Below are 18,876 nucleotides of genomic sequence, written 5' to 3'. Positions count from 1 at the left end.
TCCAGTGTTTTTTATGTTTTTGATTAGCTGCGGCGTGAAAAATGGGATGATGTGGCGCGGGCGTGCCTCAGACCATCCAGTAGGTCGTAGGAGAGCTGTAGATTTCCGGTTCCACTGCCAAGTGAGATGTTTGGTTTATTGGTGCCATGAAAATCAGATCCGCCCGATGGAGCCAGATGAAATTCGCTGGCAAGCGCAAGCAGATATTCTTCCTGTTTATGGGTGTATCCGGAATAGTATACCTCCATTCCAAGCAAACCGCATTCCTTGAGGGACTTCAGAAGCGTTCGCAGTTCTTCGTCAGTAAAACGGTATTGAAACGGGTGGGCGAGGACAGGAATGCCGCCGAATCGGTGAAGAAGAGCGATCACTTCGAACGGAGAAACCTTTTGCCGTGGAATAAAGTATTTGCACCCTTCACCCAGGTAGCGTGTAAAAGCATCATTTATGCTTTCGACATAATGGTGTTCAACGAGATAACGGCCGAAATGTGCTCTGGTCCACATGGCATTGCCAAAAGATTCCTCCATTTGCGGCCAGGAAATATCAATGCCGTCTGCGGCCATTTTGTCGATGATTTTCTGGTTTCTGCGCAGTCGCTCTTCCTGGTAAAACTGGACAGAGGGCAGAAAATCCGGATCGTTCCAGTTAAAATCAAGCCCGACAATGTGGAGATCTGTTCCATGGTATTCGGTTGAAAATTCAATTCCGGGGATCAGCTCCACATTGCAGTGCTCGGCTTCTTTGATGGCTTCCGTCAGGCCATTTACATTGTCATGATCCGTCAGCGCAAAGGCGGACAGACCGCAGGAAAGAGCGTGACGGACTAATTCTTTTGGAGAAAGAGTGCCATCTGATTGATTTGAGTGTACATGCAGGTCAATACGTTTCATAATGCGCCTTTCTGTATTTCTGATTCGATGTCGTTAGAATCACTGCCAGTATAATCGAAAAAGACGAGGATGTAAACAGAAAAAGCCGCGCTGATTGACAGAGAGAGAAAATTATGATAGTGTGGAAACAGGCCAAAACCAGTGATATTGCAGGATAGTCTGCATAGTGCTGGAGGCTGATTCAGCAGGAAATTCCGGAGGGAAAAGATGGAGATTAGTGGTCAGAACGAACAGACAGAGGTAAAGTGTGAATGTCGTATGAAGCATCGGGAGGACAGTGAAAACAAAGATTTGCTGAATCGCCTGAAGCGTATCGAAGGACAGGTGCGAGGCATTCGGGGTATGGTCGAGGAAGAGCGTTACTGCGTCGATATTTTGACACAGGTGGCAGCAGTTCAGTCTGCGTTGCACAGCTTTAACAGAGTTCTTCTGACAAATCATATTAAAACGTGTGTGGTGGATGATATTAAAAACGGAGAGGAACATGCAGTAGAAGAGCTTTGCGCAACGATTCAGAGGATTATGAAATAGGAGACTCATTTGCGATTAGGGGCATTTCATGCGCAGAATTTAATGCCATTTGGGGATGGAATTTGAGGGTAAAAATAGCTTGTCGAAAAAAGTTTAAAAAAAATAAAAAAAGTACTTGCATTTTTTGAAAAGGTTTGGTATATTAATTGAGCAAGGTTCCTTGGTCAAGCGGTTAAGACGCCGCCCTCTCACGGCGGAAACAGGGGTTCGATTCCCCTAGGGACTGTTTCAAAAAAACTCGAAAGTTCTGTGTTTACAGTATTTTCGAGTTTTTTGTTTATGCAAAAAGGAAGGGATAACAAAATAGAACCTCAATATAATTTTTGTTCTGCAGATGGCAATGCCATTACTTGACAAATAAATAAAACATGATAGAATACAGTTATAAGTGTGCTTACATTTTCCAAAAGTAAAACGGCCGGAAATAGTCAGCAGATTTTTTTTGCTTCTGAACTTTTTTGGGAACATATGGTCGAAGTATTGGGGAGTATGGGCGGACCAGAGGAGGGTACATATATGAGTTTATTTCAAAAAGCAAAAAAAGCGAAAGAGAACAAAAATGGTTTTACACTTGTGGAACTGATCGTGGTACTTGTTATTTTGGCTATTTTGGCTGCTGTTTTGGTTCCGACTATGACAAAGTGGATTGACAAGGCGAATGAGAAACAGGTAGTGATTGATGCGAGGACGGCTTATCTTGCAGCGCAGACTGTTGTTTCTGAACAGTACGGCCTGGGTAATACAATAGAGGAGCTGAGTTTCGCAAACGACACAGACAGCGATGATGCGAACGGTGAGGCGGCAGAGCTTGCAGATATCTCCGGAGATTATTCAGCCAGCTTTACAGTAACCAGCAACAAGGTAGAGGCAGGTAGCTTTACAAAAGGTGGTTTTACCGCGATTCTTGCGAACGGTACCTGGACAGTAGAAAAGAGTGAATAAAGGTATAAAGATACCATATAAATGAAAGGCTGTTGCAAAGAAGTTTGGATTGCTTTGCAACGGTCTTTATTTATGCCCGTGTACTGCAAAAAGCGTTGACAATTTCTTGTTTTATGTGCTATAAAAGAAAAAGATTGTTACTATAAGGGAGTACCTTTTGTTTACCATGTACAGAGAGCTGTGCGGTATGGGAGACGAGGGTATTTTTTTATACCAGCATCGAAAGGAGAGGCAGGGATGAGTGTAGTAGTTGCTTATACGGTTATATATGCATGCTGTTTTTTATTTGGAGCGTGCATGTTCTCCTTTTTGAATGTACTTGTTTATCGGCTTCAGAGGGGGATTCCCTACTGGAAGGGACGGAGTATCTGTCCTTCCTGTAATCATACGCTGAGAGCATTTGACCTGATTCCGGTTGTGGGCTGGTTTCTTTTGCGGGGCAAATGCAGATATTGCGGAGCAAAGATTTCTTTTCGGTATGTGTCAGTGGAGTCGCTGGGCGGGTGCCTTAGCTGTCTTTGCTATTGGAAATATGGTTTTACGGTATCAGCAGCCTTTACTTTTGCCTTTTTGTTTCTGCTGACCCTGGTGTCCGGTGTTGACTGGGATACCATGGAGATTCCGAATGGTTTTGTGCTGGGTGTCGCGGCAATTGGCATTACAGGTTGGGCTGCAGGTATGGAACCGGATCTTGGTTCAAGGCTGATCGGGACAGTCTGTGTCAGTGTTCCGATGCTTTTACTGACGATTATGATCGAGGATGCGTTTGGCGGCGGCGATATCAAACTGATGGCAGCGAGCGGCCTGATGCTTGGTTGGAAACTGACTTTGTTCGCAGTGCTTGCTGCGATTCTGACAGGCGGTACCTATGGAATCTGGCTGCTTGCGACCGAAAAGAAAGAAAAAAAAGAACATTTCGCATTCGGTCCCTTTCTCGGTGTGGGAATGGTAGCAGCGGTATTTATCGGGGAGCCGGTCTTGAAGTGGTATTTCGGGCTGCTTGTTATTTAAAGGCATAGCAGGAGAAACAAAGTATATTGACAAGAAAGTGGGAGCAAGGTATGAAAAAGTACCTTTATACAGCAAAGGACAAGGATGGAAAACGCGTGCGCGGTTATGCGGATGCAGAAAATGAGCAGGAGCTTTATGAAAAGCTGCGTGGAAAGGCACTTTTTCTTCTCCATGCAAAAGCGGTGGGCGGCAGAAACGGTTCGCGGAAAATGAAAGCGAAAGAGCTGTCTGAGTTTACAAGGGAGCTTGGAACGCTTTTGCAGGCAGGTGTGCCGCTTATTCGAGCACTGACAATTATAGCGCAGGAAGAGGCAGTAAAACCGTCTGTGCGGGCTATTTACAACGATATGTTGGAGCTTCTGTGCCAGGGTGTTTCTTTTTCAGAAGCTCTGGAGGCGCAGGGGAATGTGTTTCCGGAGCTTCTGATCCATATGATGCGTACGGCGGAGGTAAGTGGAAATCTCAGTCAGGTGTCGTTACGCCTTGCGGTTCATTATGAAAAAGAATATAAGTTAAACGGCAAGGTGAAAAGTGCGATGGTCTATCCGATCATATTGCTGGTTATAACAGTCGCTGTCGTGCTTGTTGTATTTACATACGTGTTGCCTCAGTTTGCGGCATTGTTTGAAAATGCAGAAGATATTCCTTTTTCAACGAGAGTCATGCTTGGAATCAGCGATGTTCTGATTCACAACTGGCTACAGCTTATTTTACTGGTAGTATTGCTTTTGATCGGAGGAAAGGCGGCAGCAGGGATTTCAAAAGTAAGGTATTATGCGGATCGCATGAAACTGCGGATTCCGGTAGTTGGAAGGCTGCTTAGGACGATGTATACGGCGCGTTTTGCCAGGACGTTAAGTTCGCTCTATGCGGCCGGGATTCCGATGATAACGGCACTGCAGATCAGCAGACGTGTGATCGGGAATGCTTGTATTGAGCGCCAGTTTGACGAGGTGATTTCAGGTGTCTGCTCCGGTGAGCCGCTTTCGCAGGCTTTGCGCACAGTGGATGGTTTTGTGAAAAAGTTTGCTTCGGCTGTTATGGTGGGGGAAGAGACGGGGAAACTGGATCAGATGCTTGTGAACATGGCGGATACACTGGATTTTGAAGCAGAGCGGGCGATTGAGCGTATGGTTGCGATGCTGGAACCGCTTATGATTGTTGTGATGGCAGTCATTGTCGGCGCAGTGATCATTTCTGTGATTGGACCGATTTATGCCTCTTATGATGCGATCGGTGCAGGTGCGTAAGAAAGAGTTGGCTTTTGTATGCGGAGGTACATATGGTTACAGCGGTCTATTTATCCGATTATTTTCTGAAAGTGGTAGTTGGGAAACCAGGAAGTAAAAAAATTGAAATCCATCAGGCATTTCAGGAAGAAATTCCTTCAGGGTGTATCGTAAATGGAAATATATTATCAGAAGAAGCAGTTGTAGATTTGCTCATGAAAGTGTGGAAAGCGCATGGGCTTTCTGCAAAGCGCGTGCGTGTGGTAATCAACGCCATGCCTATTACATTGCGAAAGATGGCACTTCCTGCTATGCGCAAGAAAGAGCTGCTTCAGACTTTGCAAAGAGAGCTGAGTGGTCAGGAGCAGGAAGATCTGATTGCTTATCGGAAACTGTCCGGAGGCAGGAAACGGCTTCAGATTTATGCTGCGGCAGTACCGCGGGCGTATCTTGAAAAATATCAGCGTGTATTCCAGAAGGCTGGGATTCGGCCGGCGCAATTTCTTCCGTCCCGCATCTGTCTGGAAAAGGGGCTGTCACATGTGGATGTACTTCGCAGGGGAACCAGTATTGTACAGGTACTAGACGGGGTACAGCTTACAAGCGTGCTGTGGGAAGGAAAAGAAGCAGTTTATGCAGCAGGGACCAATATTTTTGCGGAATATGGCAGTTTTCAGTTTGGACTGGAAGTAGCGCGTTCAGTCAGTAAGCTGATGCAGTTTTATCTGACGCAGGAAAATGGTCATGGAATCGAAAAGGTGTATCTGAGTGGAATTTCAGAAAAGGATTTTCTGATCTGTGAGGAAGCGATCTTGCAGATGGTTCCGAATGTAAGCGCGTTGCGTCTCGAACAGGATGCTTCAGTTCAGGTTCGCCATGGAAAGGCGTTGGCATTCGGAACGTATCTGAATCTGGCGGGCGCTTTATTTAACCGGAGAAATGAAATGAATCTGCTGATGCCCAAAAAGAAAAAGGCAAAGAAAAAGCAGACAGAATTCTGGAAATATGCAAGGATGCCGCTTATGCTTACCGTAGGGTGCACCGCGATTACCGCTGCGTTTCTTGTTTCTAATCAAATGAAACAGGACATGCTGGACGATGTAAAACGTTATCTGAATGATACAAATAATGTGGCAAAATGTCAGGAACTGGATGAATTGGAGTTCGAAAACGGACTTCTTGCGCATCAGACCATGGCAGTGCAATATATAAATCAGGCGCTTTCCTCTTATCCGGAAATGAATTCGTCGGTAATAAAGGGTATTGAAACGTGTGCAGGGGATAAGGTGGCAGTTCAGGTGAGCAGTTATCTCGCCAAGGACGGGTTGCTGACCTTGGAGGCAACGGCAGAGGAGGCTGATCTGAATAGTCAGTTTGTAGGAGATTTACAGGATTTGGGACTGTTTCAGAAAATTGATTATACGGGTTACGTATATTTACAGGCAGATGAAAGATACCATATCAGCCTTTTGTGTTATCTGAAGTCAGACGCAGGAAAAGAGGAGGTGGAAGGCAGATGACGCCGCTTACGCAGCGAGATAAAAAACTCCTGGGCTTTCTGGCCATAGTGATTGTTCTTTTTGTGTTTATTCGCCTGCTTATTATGCCGCAGATGGAACGGTATTTTGATCTGGATACAGAGATTGAGCTGGCAGAGCTTGAAAAGCATGAAATGAATCTGAAAATGGTATCCGTGGAAGGAACAAGAAAACGAAACGAGGAGTTAAAGGAAGAATTGCAGGTTGCATCCGAACCGTATTATTCGATGCAGACTAGCCAGGAGATTGACCGTGAGATCACCGGAATTTTTCTCCAATATGGGGTGAATATCGTAAATCTTTCCATAACAATGCCTTCAGGACCGTCGGAGCTTAAAATATATGCAGGATGGGAGAACATTTCCGGGGAAATGATGCAGGGACAGATGGATGCCGGGAAAGTAGATATGCAGGATGAGGCTAGCGTTGCAGGGAAAACGGCGCAGAATCAGGTGAATTTGCCGAAGGATGTGGCACAGGATCAGGTTTATGCCGCAGATGTGGTTGTAAAGTGTACCGGAACGAGAGCGCAGATGACAGAGATGATTGATTTTATTACACGCGAGAATCCCGCAATTTTTGTGACCGGATATTCGTTCGCTGCACAGCGTGTGACGGAGAAAAACAGCGGTGATGAGGAACAACAGGAAGAACTGACAATCGGCTTGCAGCTGTTTATGTGTGAAAACGGCGCGGCAAATTTGGAGTAAAGCTATGATAAATGTGAAGAACCTTCCAATTGGTGAAGTGCTGAAGGAATATGGATATATTACAGAAGAGCAGCTTCAGGGAGCCTTGGAGTATCAGAAAGAGCATCGGGGCAAACGTCTGGGTACGGTGCTGATTGAGCGCGGTTATATTACGGAAAGCCAGATGCTGGAAGCGTTGGGGCAGCGGCTTCATTTGCAGCAGGTTTCGCTATCCGGAGCGCAGATTGATATAAATGCTGTGGCCTGCATTCCGGAGAATCTCGCAGAGCAGTACTGTATGCTCGGAATGAAAATAGAGGGAAAGAATCTGACTGTGGCGATGAACGATCCTCTGAATTTCTTTGGAGTGGAGGATGTCCGTCAGGCAACCGGTTATCATATTTCGATTCTGCTTTCTGAGGAGGCGCCGCTTCGCCGTGCCATCCATTATTATTACTCAGAAATATCAGCCAGAAAAGCAGCCGAGAAGGCGAATACGATTTTGCGGGAAACGCCTGCGCCGGAGCTGGAAACACCGGATGGGGAAGGCGATGCTCCAATTATCCAGCTGCTGAACAGCCTGGTACAGCGTGCCTACAATACGAATGCAAGCGATATCCATATCGAACCGTTTGAGAATAAAACACTGGTGCGTATGCGGATTGACGGAACGATTGTAGACTATGTGACATTGCAAAAAGGGATTCACGCTTCGTTGATTGCCAGAATTAAGATTGTTTCAGATCTGGATATTGCAGAGAAGCGGCTTCCGCAGGACGGCCATTGCCAGATTCGGGTGGACAGAGGACCGGTCAACATCAGAGTGTCTCTCATCCCGACGGTTTACGGGGAAAAGGCAGTACTGCGTCTTCTTGCAAACAATGTACAGATTGACTGTCAGGAAACGTATGGCATGGCAGAGGAGGATTACCGCAGATTTTCTGAGATCATGCGTTCACCGAATGGTATTATTTATATTACAGGGCCTACCGGTTCCGGCAAATCGACAACGCTCTATATGGTTCTCGAGGAACTGGCAAAGGGGCAGGTGAACATTTCCACAATTGAAAACCCGGTGGAAAAGAAGGTGCCGAGGCTGAACCAGATGCAGGTGAATACTACAGCAGGGCTCACGTTTGAGTCCGGGCTTCGGGCGCTTTTGCGTCAGGACCCGGATATTATTATGGTAGGAGAGACGAGAGATGCGGAGACGGCTTCTATTTCCGTGCGTGCCGCCATTACCGGGCATCTTGTGTTTTCCACGCTTCATACGAACAGTGCAATGGCATCTGTGGTGCGACTGATTGATATGGGGCTGGCGCCGTATCTTGTGGCGAATTCCGTGGTGGGGCTGATGGCGCAGCGTCTGATGCGGAAGGTTTGTCCACATTGCTGTGAACTGCGGAAGCTTCGGGAGGAGGAGAAATATCTGTTTGAAGCAGACCTGATTCCCGAGCAAGTGAAAGAAGCCAGGGGATGCGATCGTTGCCATTATACCGGGTATAGCGGGCGGATTGCTGTACATGAGATTGTAAAGATCGACCGTGTGTTGCGGGAAATGATTACTTCAGGGGCTTCGCTTGAGAAAATGGAAGAATATGCGAAAGAGCAGCAGGGGATGAAAACACTGCGCCGCAGGGCAGGCGAGCTGACTGCTGCAGGCATCACAACAGTGGAAGAATTGCAGAAGATTGCATATTATACGTGATATTTGTAGGTAGCCTGCCAGCTTTTGGCGGGGATTACATAGTTGAAAAATAGATGATTTGTCAAATAGCCACTTGAAAGGGCTGACATGGACGTTCTGTACAGGAGGATTTCAGAAAACTATGAGAGTTTATCTGTGTTTGAAACAGAGCGTCCGTGTCAGCTTTTTTGCTGTACGTGCTTTTATGGGATATTTTCTGCAAGCCTTGTTACGGCAACGTAAATATCCTGAATCCGGTACCAGGTACGCGGGCCGACGATTCCGTCCCGGGCAAGACCAAAGACGGACTGGAAGGTGCGGACTGCTTCCTGAGTCTGTTCTCCGAAAATTCCGTCGGGCGTCAGTTTCGGAATCAGTGGATAGTTGTTGGAAATGGCGTTCAGCTGTTCCTGAATCTTCATAACATCGCTTCCGACGGAACCGATAGAAAGCGGAAAACCAGGATAGGATTCCGGGACGCCGGAGACTTCCTCTGCCATATTGACATACATCGAATCGCCATAATAGTTGCGGATAATGGAAAGTGCATCGTACCCCTGCTCCCCAAGTTCAGCACTTCCCCACTGGGAGAGCCACTGAGGACACTGGACGCGGCGGCCGTCGCAGTACTGGGTCAAAATGGGCTGACGCACATTTGGACGGGAAAGATAATTCAGAAAAACATCGTCTACAGCCTGATCAATACTGTCAAAAATATTTCGGCCGTAAACCCATTTCTGGTCAAAGGCAGTGGAGGAGGTAATGGTGAAATTATAGCCTTTGTTGCGATACCATTCTGTATAAATGCGGTTCATTGTGAAAGACTGGATGGCCAGGATGTTGGCGATCAGTGATTCATAAGGCCAGGTAGCATAGATTTCACAGCTTGCCACATTTTTAATGTAATCTTTATAGCGGACATAATAATTTCCGGCAGAGGTGTCGCGTGGGGTTCCGTTGTGAACGACTACGTATTCCGGTACGACAACCTGATCCAGAACGATCTCTCCGCTGACGTTTACGGGCTTGATTTCATCCTCGGCAATTTTGGGAGGATAGATGCCGTAAAGTGTATGATCCGGAATTGTGATGGTGTCGGGAAGCTCTCCGGCTTCGAGAGGTCGCATTTTTACATTTTGCAAAGCAAGCTGCGTACTTAGTACTTCAATTCCGCTGACCACGACCGGCTCATAGCCTGGTGCAGTGATACGGATGGTGTATTCTGCGTAAGGCATGGTTTCCGATGGTGCAAGGCTGTATTCAATCGGTGGTGCATTGAGTTCCAGAATCTCTGTTTTTCCGCTGCTACCGGTCTGTACTTCTTCGAGAATGCTGTCAGGATCTCCGGTGTAGGAAATATCAACGGTGGCATTTTCAATAGGAAGATTCTGTTCAGACAGGGCGGTGATTTGCAGACTGCCTGTATCAACCATTTCAGTCTGTGCGGTGCGGATCATAAAGCTGTCGGATCTGTGATTCATAAATGTGCTCCTGTGGTACACTTACTTTTACTTTATGCAGATTTCGGCGACTTGTTACTGCAAAAGAGGGGAATTTCTGATCTGACAGAGGTGGGAAAGTTTATGAAAAAAAGATTGCAATCCATTACCGGATATGGTAGAATCGAAACAATTTGAGCACAAGTGGATGAAAGGAGCAAGAGACAGTATGAAAGCTTATCTGATACTGGAAGATGGCACTGTGTTTACGGGACAGAGTATCGGTTCGACGCGGGAAGTCATCAGTGAAATTGTTTTTAATACCTCCATGACAGGGTATCTCGAAGTGCTGACAGACCCCTCTTATGCGGGACAGGCGGTAGTAATGACGTATCCGTTGATTGGTAATTATGGCATCTGTTATGAAGATATGGAATCTGACCGGCCCTGGCTGGATGCTTTTATCGTCCGCGAATTATCACGTCTCCCCAGTAACTTCCGCTGTGAAGATACGATTCAGAACTTTCTTTTGAAATATGATATTCCAGGTATTGCAGGGATTGATACCCGCGCTCTTACCAAAATTCTCCGTGAAAAAGGTACTATGAATGGCTGTATTACGACAGATGGCAATTATAATCTGGAGGAGCTTTTGCCGCGCCTTCGTGCGTATACGACCGGCAAGGTAGTGGAGAAGGTAAGCTGCAAAGAAAAATATGTGCTGGAGGGCAATGGCGCGAAGGTGGCATTCATGGATTTTGGGGCCAAGCGCAATATTGTGCGGCGTTTGCAAGATAGAGGATGTCAGGTGACAGTGTATCCGGCGCTCACAAGTGCAGAGGAGATTCTTGCAGCAAAACCGGATGGTATTATGCTGTCCAATGGCCCGGGAGACCCGAAAGAATGTACATCAATTATCGAGGAGCTGAAAAAGCTTTATGCATCGGATGTGCCGATTTTTGCAATCTGTCTTGGACATCAGCTCATGGCGCTCGCGAACGGTGCAGATACACACAAAATGAAATATGGTCATCGTGGAGGCAATCACCCGGTGCGTGACCTTGCGACAGGTCGGGTTTATATTTCTTCTCAGAATCACGGGTATGTTGTGGATGTGGAAAGTCTCTCGCCGGAGATTGCGGTGCCGGCGTTTGAAAATGTGAATGATGGGACGAACGAAGGACTTTGCTATACAGGAAAGAATATTTTCACAGTACAGTACCATCCGGAGGCGTGTCCGGGGCCGCATGATTCTGATTATCTGTTTGACCGGTTTATGAAGATGATGGAGGTGGAAGCGTAATGCCGAAGAATCCTGAGATTAAAAAAGTACTTGTGATTGGTTCTGGCCCGATTGTGATCGGACAGGCGGCAGAGTTTGATTATGCGGGAACGCAGGCGTGCCGTTCTCTTCGGGAAGAGGGGATTGAGGTTGTGCTGCTCAATTCCAATCCGGCGACGATTATGACGGATAAGGATATTGCAGATAAGGTTTATATAGAGCCGCTTACCGTAGAAGTTGTGGAGCAGCTTATTTTGAAGGAGCAGCCGGACAGCGTGCTTCCCACGCTTGGCGGACAGGCAGGTTTGAATCTGGCGATGGAGCTGGAGGAACGCGGATTTTTAAAAGAGCATCATGTGCGGCTGATCGGTACGACCTCTGAAACGATTAAAAAAGCAGAGGACCGTCTGGAGTTTAAAAGCACGATGGAGAAAATCGGCGAGCCGGTTGCTCCGTCTCTGGTCGTGGAGAGCGTTGAGGAAGGCGTGAAGTTCACGAACAGCATCGGTTATCCGGTGGTGCTTCGTCCCGCGTATACACTTGGCGGAAGCGGCGGGGGAATTGCATATAACTATCAGGAGCTTGTGGAGATTCTGGAAAACGGTCTCCGTCTGAGCCGCGTTGGTCAGGTGCTTGTGGAACGTTGCATTGCGGGCTGGAAAGAGATCGAGTATGAAGTCATGCGTGACAGCGCAGGCAATGTGATCACAGTCTGCAACATGGAAAATATTGATCCCGTGGGCGTACATACGGGTGACAGTATAGTTGTGGCGCCGTCCCAGACGCTCGGCGACAAAGAGTATCAGATGCTGCGTACGTCCGCCCTGAATATTATCAGCGAGTTGAAAATCACCGGAGGCTGTAACGTACAGTTTGCGCTGCATCCGACGAGCTTTGAATACTGTGTGATCGAGGTGAATCCGCGTGTCAGCCGTTCTTCTGCGCTGGCGTCAAAGGCTACCGGGTATCCGATCGCGAAGGTGGCGGCCAAAATTGCGCTTGGCTATACGCTGGATGAGATCAAAAATGCGATTACCGGAAAGACGTATGCAAGCTTTGAGCCAATGCTTGATTACTGCGTTGTGAAAATGCCGCGTCTCCCGTTTGATAAATTCATCAGCGCCAGCCGGAGCCTGACGACTCAGATGAAGGCTACCGGTGAAGTAATGAGTATTTCCGACAGTTTTGAGGGTGGGCTGATGAAGGCGATCCGTTCTTTGGAGCAGCATGTGGATTGCCTGATGTCCTATGATTTCTCACATTTAAGTGAAGCGGATTTGAGAAAGCAGCTTGCACATGTGGATGATCAGAGAATCTGGGTGATCGCAGAGGCGCTGCGTCGCGGGATTTCTTACGAGGCTATTCATGATATTACGAAGATTGATATCTGGTTCATTGACAAACTGGCGATTCTCGTGGAGATGGAAGAGGCTCTGAAAAATAAGGAGCTTACGGTGGAGCTGTTAAAAGAAGCAAAGCGCATCGAGTTTCCGGATCATGTGATTGCCCGTCTGACTGGAAAAACAGAAGAAGAGATCAAAGCGATGCGGTATGAAAACGGCATTGTAGCAGCGTACAAGATGGTCGATACGTGTGCGGCCGAGTTTGCAGCGACAACGCCTTACTATTATTCTGTGTTCGGCAGTGAGAATGAAGCAGAAGAGACGAGCGGTAAAAAGAAAGTGCTGGTGCTTGGTTCAGGGCCGATTCGGATTGGACAGGGAATTGAGTTTGACTTCTGCTCCGTACACTGTACCTGGGCGTTTGCAAAAGAAGGCTATGAGACGATTATCATCAACAACAATCCGGAGACGGTGAGTACGGATTTTGATATTGCGGATAAGCTGTATTTTGAGCCGCTGACTCCGGAAGATGTGGAAAATGTCGTACGTCTGGAAAAACCGGACGGCGCTGTGGTTCAGTTTGGCGGGCAGACAGCGATCAAGCTGACCGAGTCTCTGATGAAGATGGGCGTTCCGATTCTCGGTACGTCTGCGGAAAATGTGGATGCGGCGGAGGACCGTGAATTGTTTGATCAAATTCTTGAGCAGTGTAACATTCCGCGTCCTGCCGGAGATACGGTGTTTACAGCTAAAGAAGCAAAAGAGGTGGCGCATCGTCTCGGTTATCCGGTGCTGGTTCGACCGTCTTATGTACTTGGCGGACAGGGCATGCAGATTGCGATTAATGATGAGGATGTGGACAGTTATATTGGTATCATCAACCGGATTGCGCAGGAGCATCCGATTCTGGTAGACAAGTATCTGGTCGGAAAGGAAATTGAGGTAGATGCGGTATGTGACGGTGAGGACGTCCTGATTCCGGGCATTATGGAGCATATCGAGCGTGCCGGTATTCATTCGGGAGACAGCATTTCCGTGTATCCGGCGCAGAGTATTTCCGCAAAGATCAAGCGTGTGATTGAGAATTATACGAGGAAGCTAGCGCGTTCTTTGCATGTAATCGGCCTGATTAATATTCAGTTTATTGTAAGCAATGATGAGGTTTACGTCATTGAGGTAAATCCGCGTTCGAGCCGGACCGTTCCGTATATCAGTAAGGTGACCGGGATTCCAATTGTGCCGCTGGCGACAAAGGTGATTCTGGGCGCCAAAATCCGTGATCTTGGTTATACTCCGGGGCTTCAGCCGGAGGCAGACTATTTTGCGATTAAAATGCCGGTATTCTCTTTTGAGAAAATCCGTGGTGCCGATATCAGCCTTGGGCCTGAGATGAAATCAACGGGAGAGTGTCTGGGAATCGCGGAGACGTTTGATGAGGCGTTGTATAAGGCGTTTCTTGGCGCGGGCATCAATCTGCCGAAATATAAAAACATGATTATGACCGTGCGCGATTCGGATAAGATCGAGGCCGCAGAGCTTGCGAAACGTTTTGAAGCGCTTGGTTACAATATTTTCGCTACAAAGGGCACTGCCAGGGCTTTGATGGAGGCCGATGTGCAGGTGCGTATGACAAGAAAGCTTGAGCAGGAATCTCCAAATATCCTGGACCTGATTCTGGGGCATGAAATTGATCTTGTCATTGATACGCCGTCTCAGGGCGTCGGACATGCAAAGGATGGTTTCGTCATCCGGCGAAATGCGATTGAGACTGGTGTGAATGTGCTGACCAGCCTTGATACGGCAGAGGCTTTGATTACAAGTCTTGAAAATAACAATATACACAAGCTGACGCTGATTGATATCGCGAAGGTAGCAACACGATAAGAAACGGGGAGCGCGTCCAACAGAACGTGTCTCCCCTTTCTGATGGCAGGAAGTTCCTGCATTGTTAACATAATATCACTTGCATTTTAAAAAGATTCACGATACAATGTGTGCGAAAGTAAGATGCCGCGAACCTTTCTGTCATATGTGGTTCGAGGCAGGATAGAAAGGCGAACTGTATACGGGAGGGACGTAATGCGTAAAAAATCGCATATTTCACTGGCCATGTATCTGGTAAGGGAACTGAAGCTGGAGGGCCTGAACAAACATAAAAAGGCGTTTTGCCTTGGGGCAATTCTTCCGGATCTGACTCCGAAGATGATTACATCACCGCATGAATTTGAAACATCGTATGAGAATATGAAGGATTTTGTGCGGAATATTTTCGCAGAGAATGCAGACAGTGAGTGGAAGGAACGGGTGCTCTGGAGAAGGATCGGCGTGGCGCTGCACTATATGGCTGATTATTTTACGTTTCCACATAATACTTCTTTTTCCGGAAGTCTGAAAGATCACTGCATGTATGAAAGTGAGATGAAATATTATCTCCGTGATTTTGTATACACTCCGGAAGCTGGACGGATATTCTGCGAAGCCAGGCGTATGGCGGCGGGGATTGGCAGTCTGGAGGCATTGTTTTCCTTTGTGAAAAAAAGGCATCGTGCTTATATGCAGGCGCCGCACAGTGTGGAACGTGACTGTTATGAAATTGTTATGCTTTGTTCTATTGCCTTTGTTGTGATGGCAGAGCTTGCCTGTGCACAGAATTTGGTGGCAGAGCCGGTATACCGGTGCGCATAAGGATGACTGTACAGGCGGACAGGAAGGAACGCGAAGCGAAAAACCAAGGAAGGGACGGTATTCACAAAGCTGGGTGCCGTCATTTTATTTGTGTACAGATTCTTAATATTTCCAAAATATGCTTGTGATTTTCTGCTCTGGTTTGTTATACTGATTTCAAAATAGGCAAAATTTCATCGCTAGATAAATGAGTTTATAGTGGTGTATGAAAAAGGATATGGGAGGATTTCAATATGGGATTGATAAAGGCAGCGCTTGGCGCCGTGGGCGGTACATTTGCGGATCAGTGGAAAGAATATTTTTACTGTGAGGCAATGGATTCTGAGATTCTGGTTCAGAAAGGACAGAAAAGAGTTTCCGGTCGTTCTTCGAACCGTCATGGCGACAGTAATGTGATTACGGACGGTTCCGGGATTGCAGTGGCAGACGGCCAGTGTATGATGATCGTAGAGAATGGAAAAGTGGCAGAGGTATGTGCGGAGCCTGGCGAGTATACGTATGACAGCAGCTTGGAGCCGTCGATATTCGGGGGCAGTCTCGGAGAGGGGATTCGCCGTACTTTTGCAGAGATCGGGCGCCGATTTACGTATGGCGGAGCGGCTGGAAAGGACCAGAGAGTCTATTATTTTAATACAAAGGAAATTATGGGAAATAAATACGGGACGCCGACGCCGGTTCCGTTTCGGGTGATTGACCGGAACATCGGGCTTGACGTGGATATTTCGATCCGCTGCAATGGCGAGTATTCTTACCGGATTGCTGACCCGATTCTTTTTTATACAAATGTATGCGGGAATGTGGCACAGTTTTTTGAGCGTTCCGAGATGGACAGCATGTTGAAAAGTGAGCTGCTGACCGCGTTGCAGCCTGCGTTTGCAAAGATTTCAGAGATGGGCGTCCGCTACAGCGCACTGCCAGGCCATACGATGGAGCTTGCAGATGCGCTCAATGATGTGCTTTCGAAGAAATGGAAGGAGCTTCGCGGCATTGTGATTGCTTCGTTTGGAGTAAATTCTGTTTCTGCATCGAAAGAAGATGAGGATATGATCAAGCAGATGCAAAAAAGTGCCATTCTGCGTGATCCGACGATGGCTGCGGCAACGCTCGTAGGAGCGCAGGGAGACGCAATGCGCACGGCAGCAGGCAATCAGGCAGGCGCCATGACCGGATTTATGGGCATGGGGATGGCCGGCGCGGCAGGCGGTATGAATGCACAGGATCTCTACGCAATGGGACAGAACCGCGCGAATACAGCAGCACAGGGGAATCAGGCCAGTCAGGCAGGAGCGGGTACCGGCGTGCCGGGGAAGGCATCTGAGACTGGAAGCTGGATCTGTGGATGTGGAACGGAAAACACAGGAAAATTCTGCCGGGAATGCGGTGCAAAAAGACCGGAGACTTCATGGAGATGTTCCTGCGGTGCGGAAAACACGGGGAAATTCTGTCAGGAGTGCGGTGCGAAAAAACCGGAGGGTTCCTGGCTCTGTACGTGCGGGACGATGAATGACGGGAAGTTCTGCCGGGAATGCGGTGCAAAGCGGCCGTAATCAGTCTACGAAATTTGATTAAAAAGCGCTGCGTAGGATCTGGTTTCTCAGACAGCCAAACCTGCGGGCGCTTTTTGTGAAAAACATTTAGAAAAGAAAACAGGGGGTAGATTATGTCAGACATTCTGGAATATAAATGTCCTTGCTGCGGAGGCGCGATTACATTTGACAGCAGGCTCCAGAAGATGAAATGTCCTTATTGTGATACAGAGTTTGAACTGGATACTCTGAAGGAGTTTGAAGAGGAGACAATAGACGAAGACCGGGGGCCGAGCTGGGAAGAGGAAAATGTAGAACAAAGCCGGGAAACGTTGGAAGATGATGCGGGAAATCTGGTTTCGTACATCTGTGAAGCGTGTGGCGGGGAAATTGTGGCGGATCAGAACATGGCGGCTTCGAGGTGCCCTTATTGTGATAACCCCGTAATCGTAATGAAAAAGTTAAGCGGGATGCTTCGACCGGATCTAGTTATTCCCTTTAAACTAGATAAAAAGCAGGCTCAGGAGCATCTGAAGTCACATCTGAAAGGAAAGGTTTTGCTTCCGTCCCTGTTTAAAACGGAGAACCGGATTCAGGAAGTACAAGGAGTGTACGTTCCGTTCTGGCTGTATGACTGTGATGCACAGGCGGAAATTCGCTGCCGTGCAACGCGGATTCACTGCTGGCGGAGCGGGGATTATCAGTATACGGAGACACAGCATTATCTGGTGAGCCGTGGCGGGGATATTGGATTTGAAAATGTACCGGTTGACGGTTCAGTTAAAATGGACGATGCGCTGATGCAGTCTATTGAACCATTTTATTATAAAGATGCAGTGTCTTTTGAGACTGCATATCTTTCCGGGTATCTTGCGGATAAATATGACCAGACGTCCGCAGAGTGTGCGCCGCATGCCAATGACAGAATGCGTAAAAGCACGGTAGATGCGTTTATGAGTACGATACTCGGCTATTCGTCCTGCATCCCGGAGCACACGGACATTCGGCTTCAGCAGGGAAGAATCCGGTATGCGCTTCTTCCGGTATGGATACTACATACCACTTATAAAGGAGAATTGTATACGTTTGCAATGAACGGCCAGACAGGTAAGTTTGTCGGTGATCTTCCGGCAGACAGCGGAAAAGCAGCCAGGATAGCCGGGCTTGTTTTTGCCGGAGTGTTTTCGCTTGTGATGTTGCTTACCGCACTGTTTTAGGAGGGGAGAGAGATGAAGAGATTGGGAAAAAAACAAAAAATACTGCTGTTTCCCCTGCTGCTTTTTTTGATTCTGGTGGGACTTGGATTTCAGGGGACGGCATCAAACAGTCAGAAGGTTGTAGATATGGCAGGCCTTTTGGATACGGAGGAAGAAGAGAAACTTCAGAAACAGCTGTCCGGGATTGCAGAGAAGTATGAATGTGATGTGGCGGTTGTGACTGTAAATTCCTGTGAGGGAAAACAGATTCAGGATTACACGGATGATTATTATGAAGCCAACGATTACGGATACGGTGCTCGTTATGACGGGATTATTCTGCTGATCAGCATGAAAGAGCGGAAGTTTCATATGGCGACTCAGGGCTGGGCGATCACGGCATTTACGGATTATGGGATGCAGGAGATTGATGACAGAATTTCGGGATTGCTTTCTGACGGGAAGTACTATAAAGCATTCCGGAAATTTGGAGACCTGGCAGAGGAATATATTGTTGAGGCGCAGAAAGGAACTCCTTTTGATGTAGACCATAAGTATAGAAAGCGGATGGAAATTGGAATGAAGCTTCTGATTTCACTGCTTGCAGGTCTTGCAGTAGCTGGATGTGTGGTTGGAGGGATGTTTGCACAGTTGAAGTCAGTTCGGGTAAAACATACTGCGCAGGAATACGTCCGTAGCGGAAGCTTTCATGTGACGAGGCAGAGGGATATCTTTTTATATCGGACTGTATCAAGAATCAAGATAGAAAAAGAGCAAAATTCGAGCGGCGGAGGCGGCAGCATAACACATACGACGTCAGGAGGGCGAAGTTCGGGAGGGCATACGGGGTCCTTTTAAAGAAGGTAAAATGTGTTGTCGAAAAGA

General features: G+C 47.5%; 15 protein-coding genes and 1 tRNA gene. 14 read left to right on the top strand and 2 right to left on the bottom strand.

The genetic code is table 11. The features are described 5' to 3' along the window. Positions 1-23 precede the first annotated feature (23 nt). On the bottom strand, positions 24-893 hold the full coding sequence (locus AC6I2O_RS12570; RefSeq protein ID WP_497742816.1) for a PHP domain-containing protein: 870 nt from the start codon (positions 891-893) through the stop codon (positions 24-26). Between the two features lie 207 nt (positions 894-1,100). Here AC6I2O_RS12570 and AC6I2O_RS12565 point away from each other — a divergent pair, with 207 nt between their 5' ends. The 8 genes from AC6I2O_RS12565 (at position 1,101) to AC6I2O_RS12530 (ending at position 8,541) form a co-directional block, all read left to right on the top strand. Further along, entirely contained in the window at positions 1,101-1,424 is a 324-nt protein-coding gene (locus AC6I2O_RS12565) for a metal-sensing transcriptional repressor (RefSeq protein ID WP_120391814.1), read from the top strand. A gap of 154 nt (positions 1,425-1,578) precedes the next feature. Further along, positions 1,579-1,650: transfer RNA gene (locus AC6I2O_RS12560), tRNA-Glu, on the top strand. A 290-nt stretch (positions 1,651-1,940) separates the two neighbouring features. Then, positions 1,941-2,366 (top strand): type II secretion system protein, encoded by a 426-nt coding sequence (locus tag AC6I2O_RS12555; RefSeq protein ID WP_120391991.1) that lies wholly within the window; start codon positions 1,941-1,943, stop codon positions 2,364-2,366. 237 nt (positions 2,367-2,603) lie between these two features. Next, the gene (locus tag AC6I2O_RS12550; protein WP_120391813.1) at positions 2,604-3,377 is read left to right on the top strand and encodes a prepilin peptidase; all 774 of its coding nucleotides are present in this window, start codon (positions 2,604-2,606) and stop codon (positions 3,375-3,377) included. Between the two features lie 50 nt (positions 3,378-3,427). Next, positions 3,428-4,627: a type II secretion system F family protein gene (locus AC6I2O_RS12545; protein ID WP_497742815.1), complete on the top strand. Its 1,200-nt coding sequence runs from the start codon at positions 3,428-3,430 to the stop codon at positions 4,625-4,627. 32 nt (positions 4,628-4,659) lie between these two features. Continuing rightward, entirely contained in the window at positions 4,660-6,126 is a 1,467-nt protein-coding gene (gene pilM, locus AC6I2O_RS12540) for a type IV pilus biogenesis protein PilM (protein ID WP_497742814.1), read from the top strand. Then, entirely contained in the window at positions 6,123-6,854 is a 732-nt protein-coding gene (locus tag AC6I2O_RS12535; protein ID WP_120391810.1) for a hypothetical protein, read from the top strand. Before pilM ends, AC6I2O_RS12535 begins: the two co-directional genes overlap by 4 nt. Positions 6,855-6,858: 4 nt before the next feature. Then, complete coding sequence (locus AC6I2O_RS12530) at positions 6,859-8,541, top strand: GspE/PulE family protein (protein ID WP_497742813.1); 1,683 nt, start codon at positions 6,859-6,861, stop codon at positions 8,539-8,541. A gap of 182 nt (positions 8,542-8,723) precedes the next feature. Here AC6I2O_RS12530 and AC6I2O_RS12525 read toward each other — a convergent pair whose 3' ends face one another. Then, positions 8,724-10,001 (bottom strand): peptidoglycan-binding protein, encoded by a 1,278-nt coding sequence (locus AC6I2O_RS12525; protein ID WP_497742812.1) that lies wholly within the window; start codon positions 9,999-10,001, stop codon positions 8,724-8,726. A 187-nt stretch (positions 10,002-10,188) separates the two neighbouring features. On the opposite strand from AC6I2O_RS12525, the gene AC6I2O_RS12520 reads away from it, so the two are divergent. From AC6I2O_RS12520 to AC6I2O_RS12495, 6 genes are all read left to right on the top strand, one after another. After that, positions 10,189-11,262, top strand: coding sequence for a carbamoyl phosphate synthase small subunit (locus tag AC6I2O_RS12520; protein ID WP_497742811.1), 1,074 nt, complete (start codon positions 10,189-10,191; stop codon positions 11,260-11,262). After that, positions 11,262-14,468, top strand: a complete 3,207-nt coding sequence (gene carB / locus AC6I2O_RS12515) for a carbamoyl-phosphate synthase large subunit (protein WP_120391808.1) — start codon at positions 11,262-11,264, stop codon at positions 14,466-14,468. The genes AC6I2O_RS12520 and carB overlap by 1 nt, the downstream gene beginning before the upstream one ends. 195 nt (positions 14,469-14,663) lie before the next feature. Beyond that, positions 14,664-15,269: a zinc dependent phospholipase C family protein gene (locus AC6I2O_RS12510; RefSeq protein WP_497742810.1), complete on the top strand. Its 606-nt coding sequence runs from the start codon at positions 14,664-14,666 to the stop codon at positions 15,267-15,269. Between the two features lie 233 nt (positions 15,270-15,502). Next, positions 15,503-16,816 carry an SPFH domain-containing protein gene (locus tag AC6I2O_RS12505; RefSeq protein ID WP_497742809.1) on the top strand — a complete coding sequence of 438 codons (1,314 nt, stop codon included), beginning with the start codon at positions 15,503-15,505 and terminating at the stop codon, positions 16,814-16,816. A 113-nt stretch (positions 16,817-16,929) separates the two neighbouring features. Beyond that, on the top strand, positions 16,930-18,012 hold the full coding sequence (locus AC6I2O_RS12500) for a TFIIB-type zinc ribbon-containing protein (RefSeq protein ID WP_497742808.1): 1,083 nt from the start codon (positions 16,930-16,932) through the stop codon (positions 18,010-18,012). 12 nt (positions 18,013-18,024) lie between these two features. Continuing rightward, positions 18,025-18,849, top strand: coding sequence for a TPM domain-containing protein (locus AC6I2O_RS12495; RefSeq protein WP_120391804.1), 825 nt, complete (start codon positions 18,025-18,027; stop codon positions 18,847-18,849). The last annotated feature ends 27 nt before the right edge of the window (positions 18,850-18,876 follow it).

Source organism: Blautia sp. St.27G3 (genome assembly GCF_059728505.1).
Note: the sequence above shows the minus strand (reverse complement) of the source record. Positions and strands in the feature narration are given on the sequence as shown.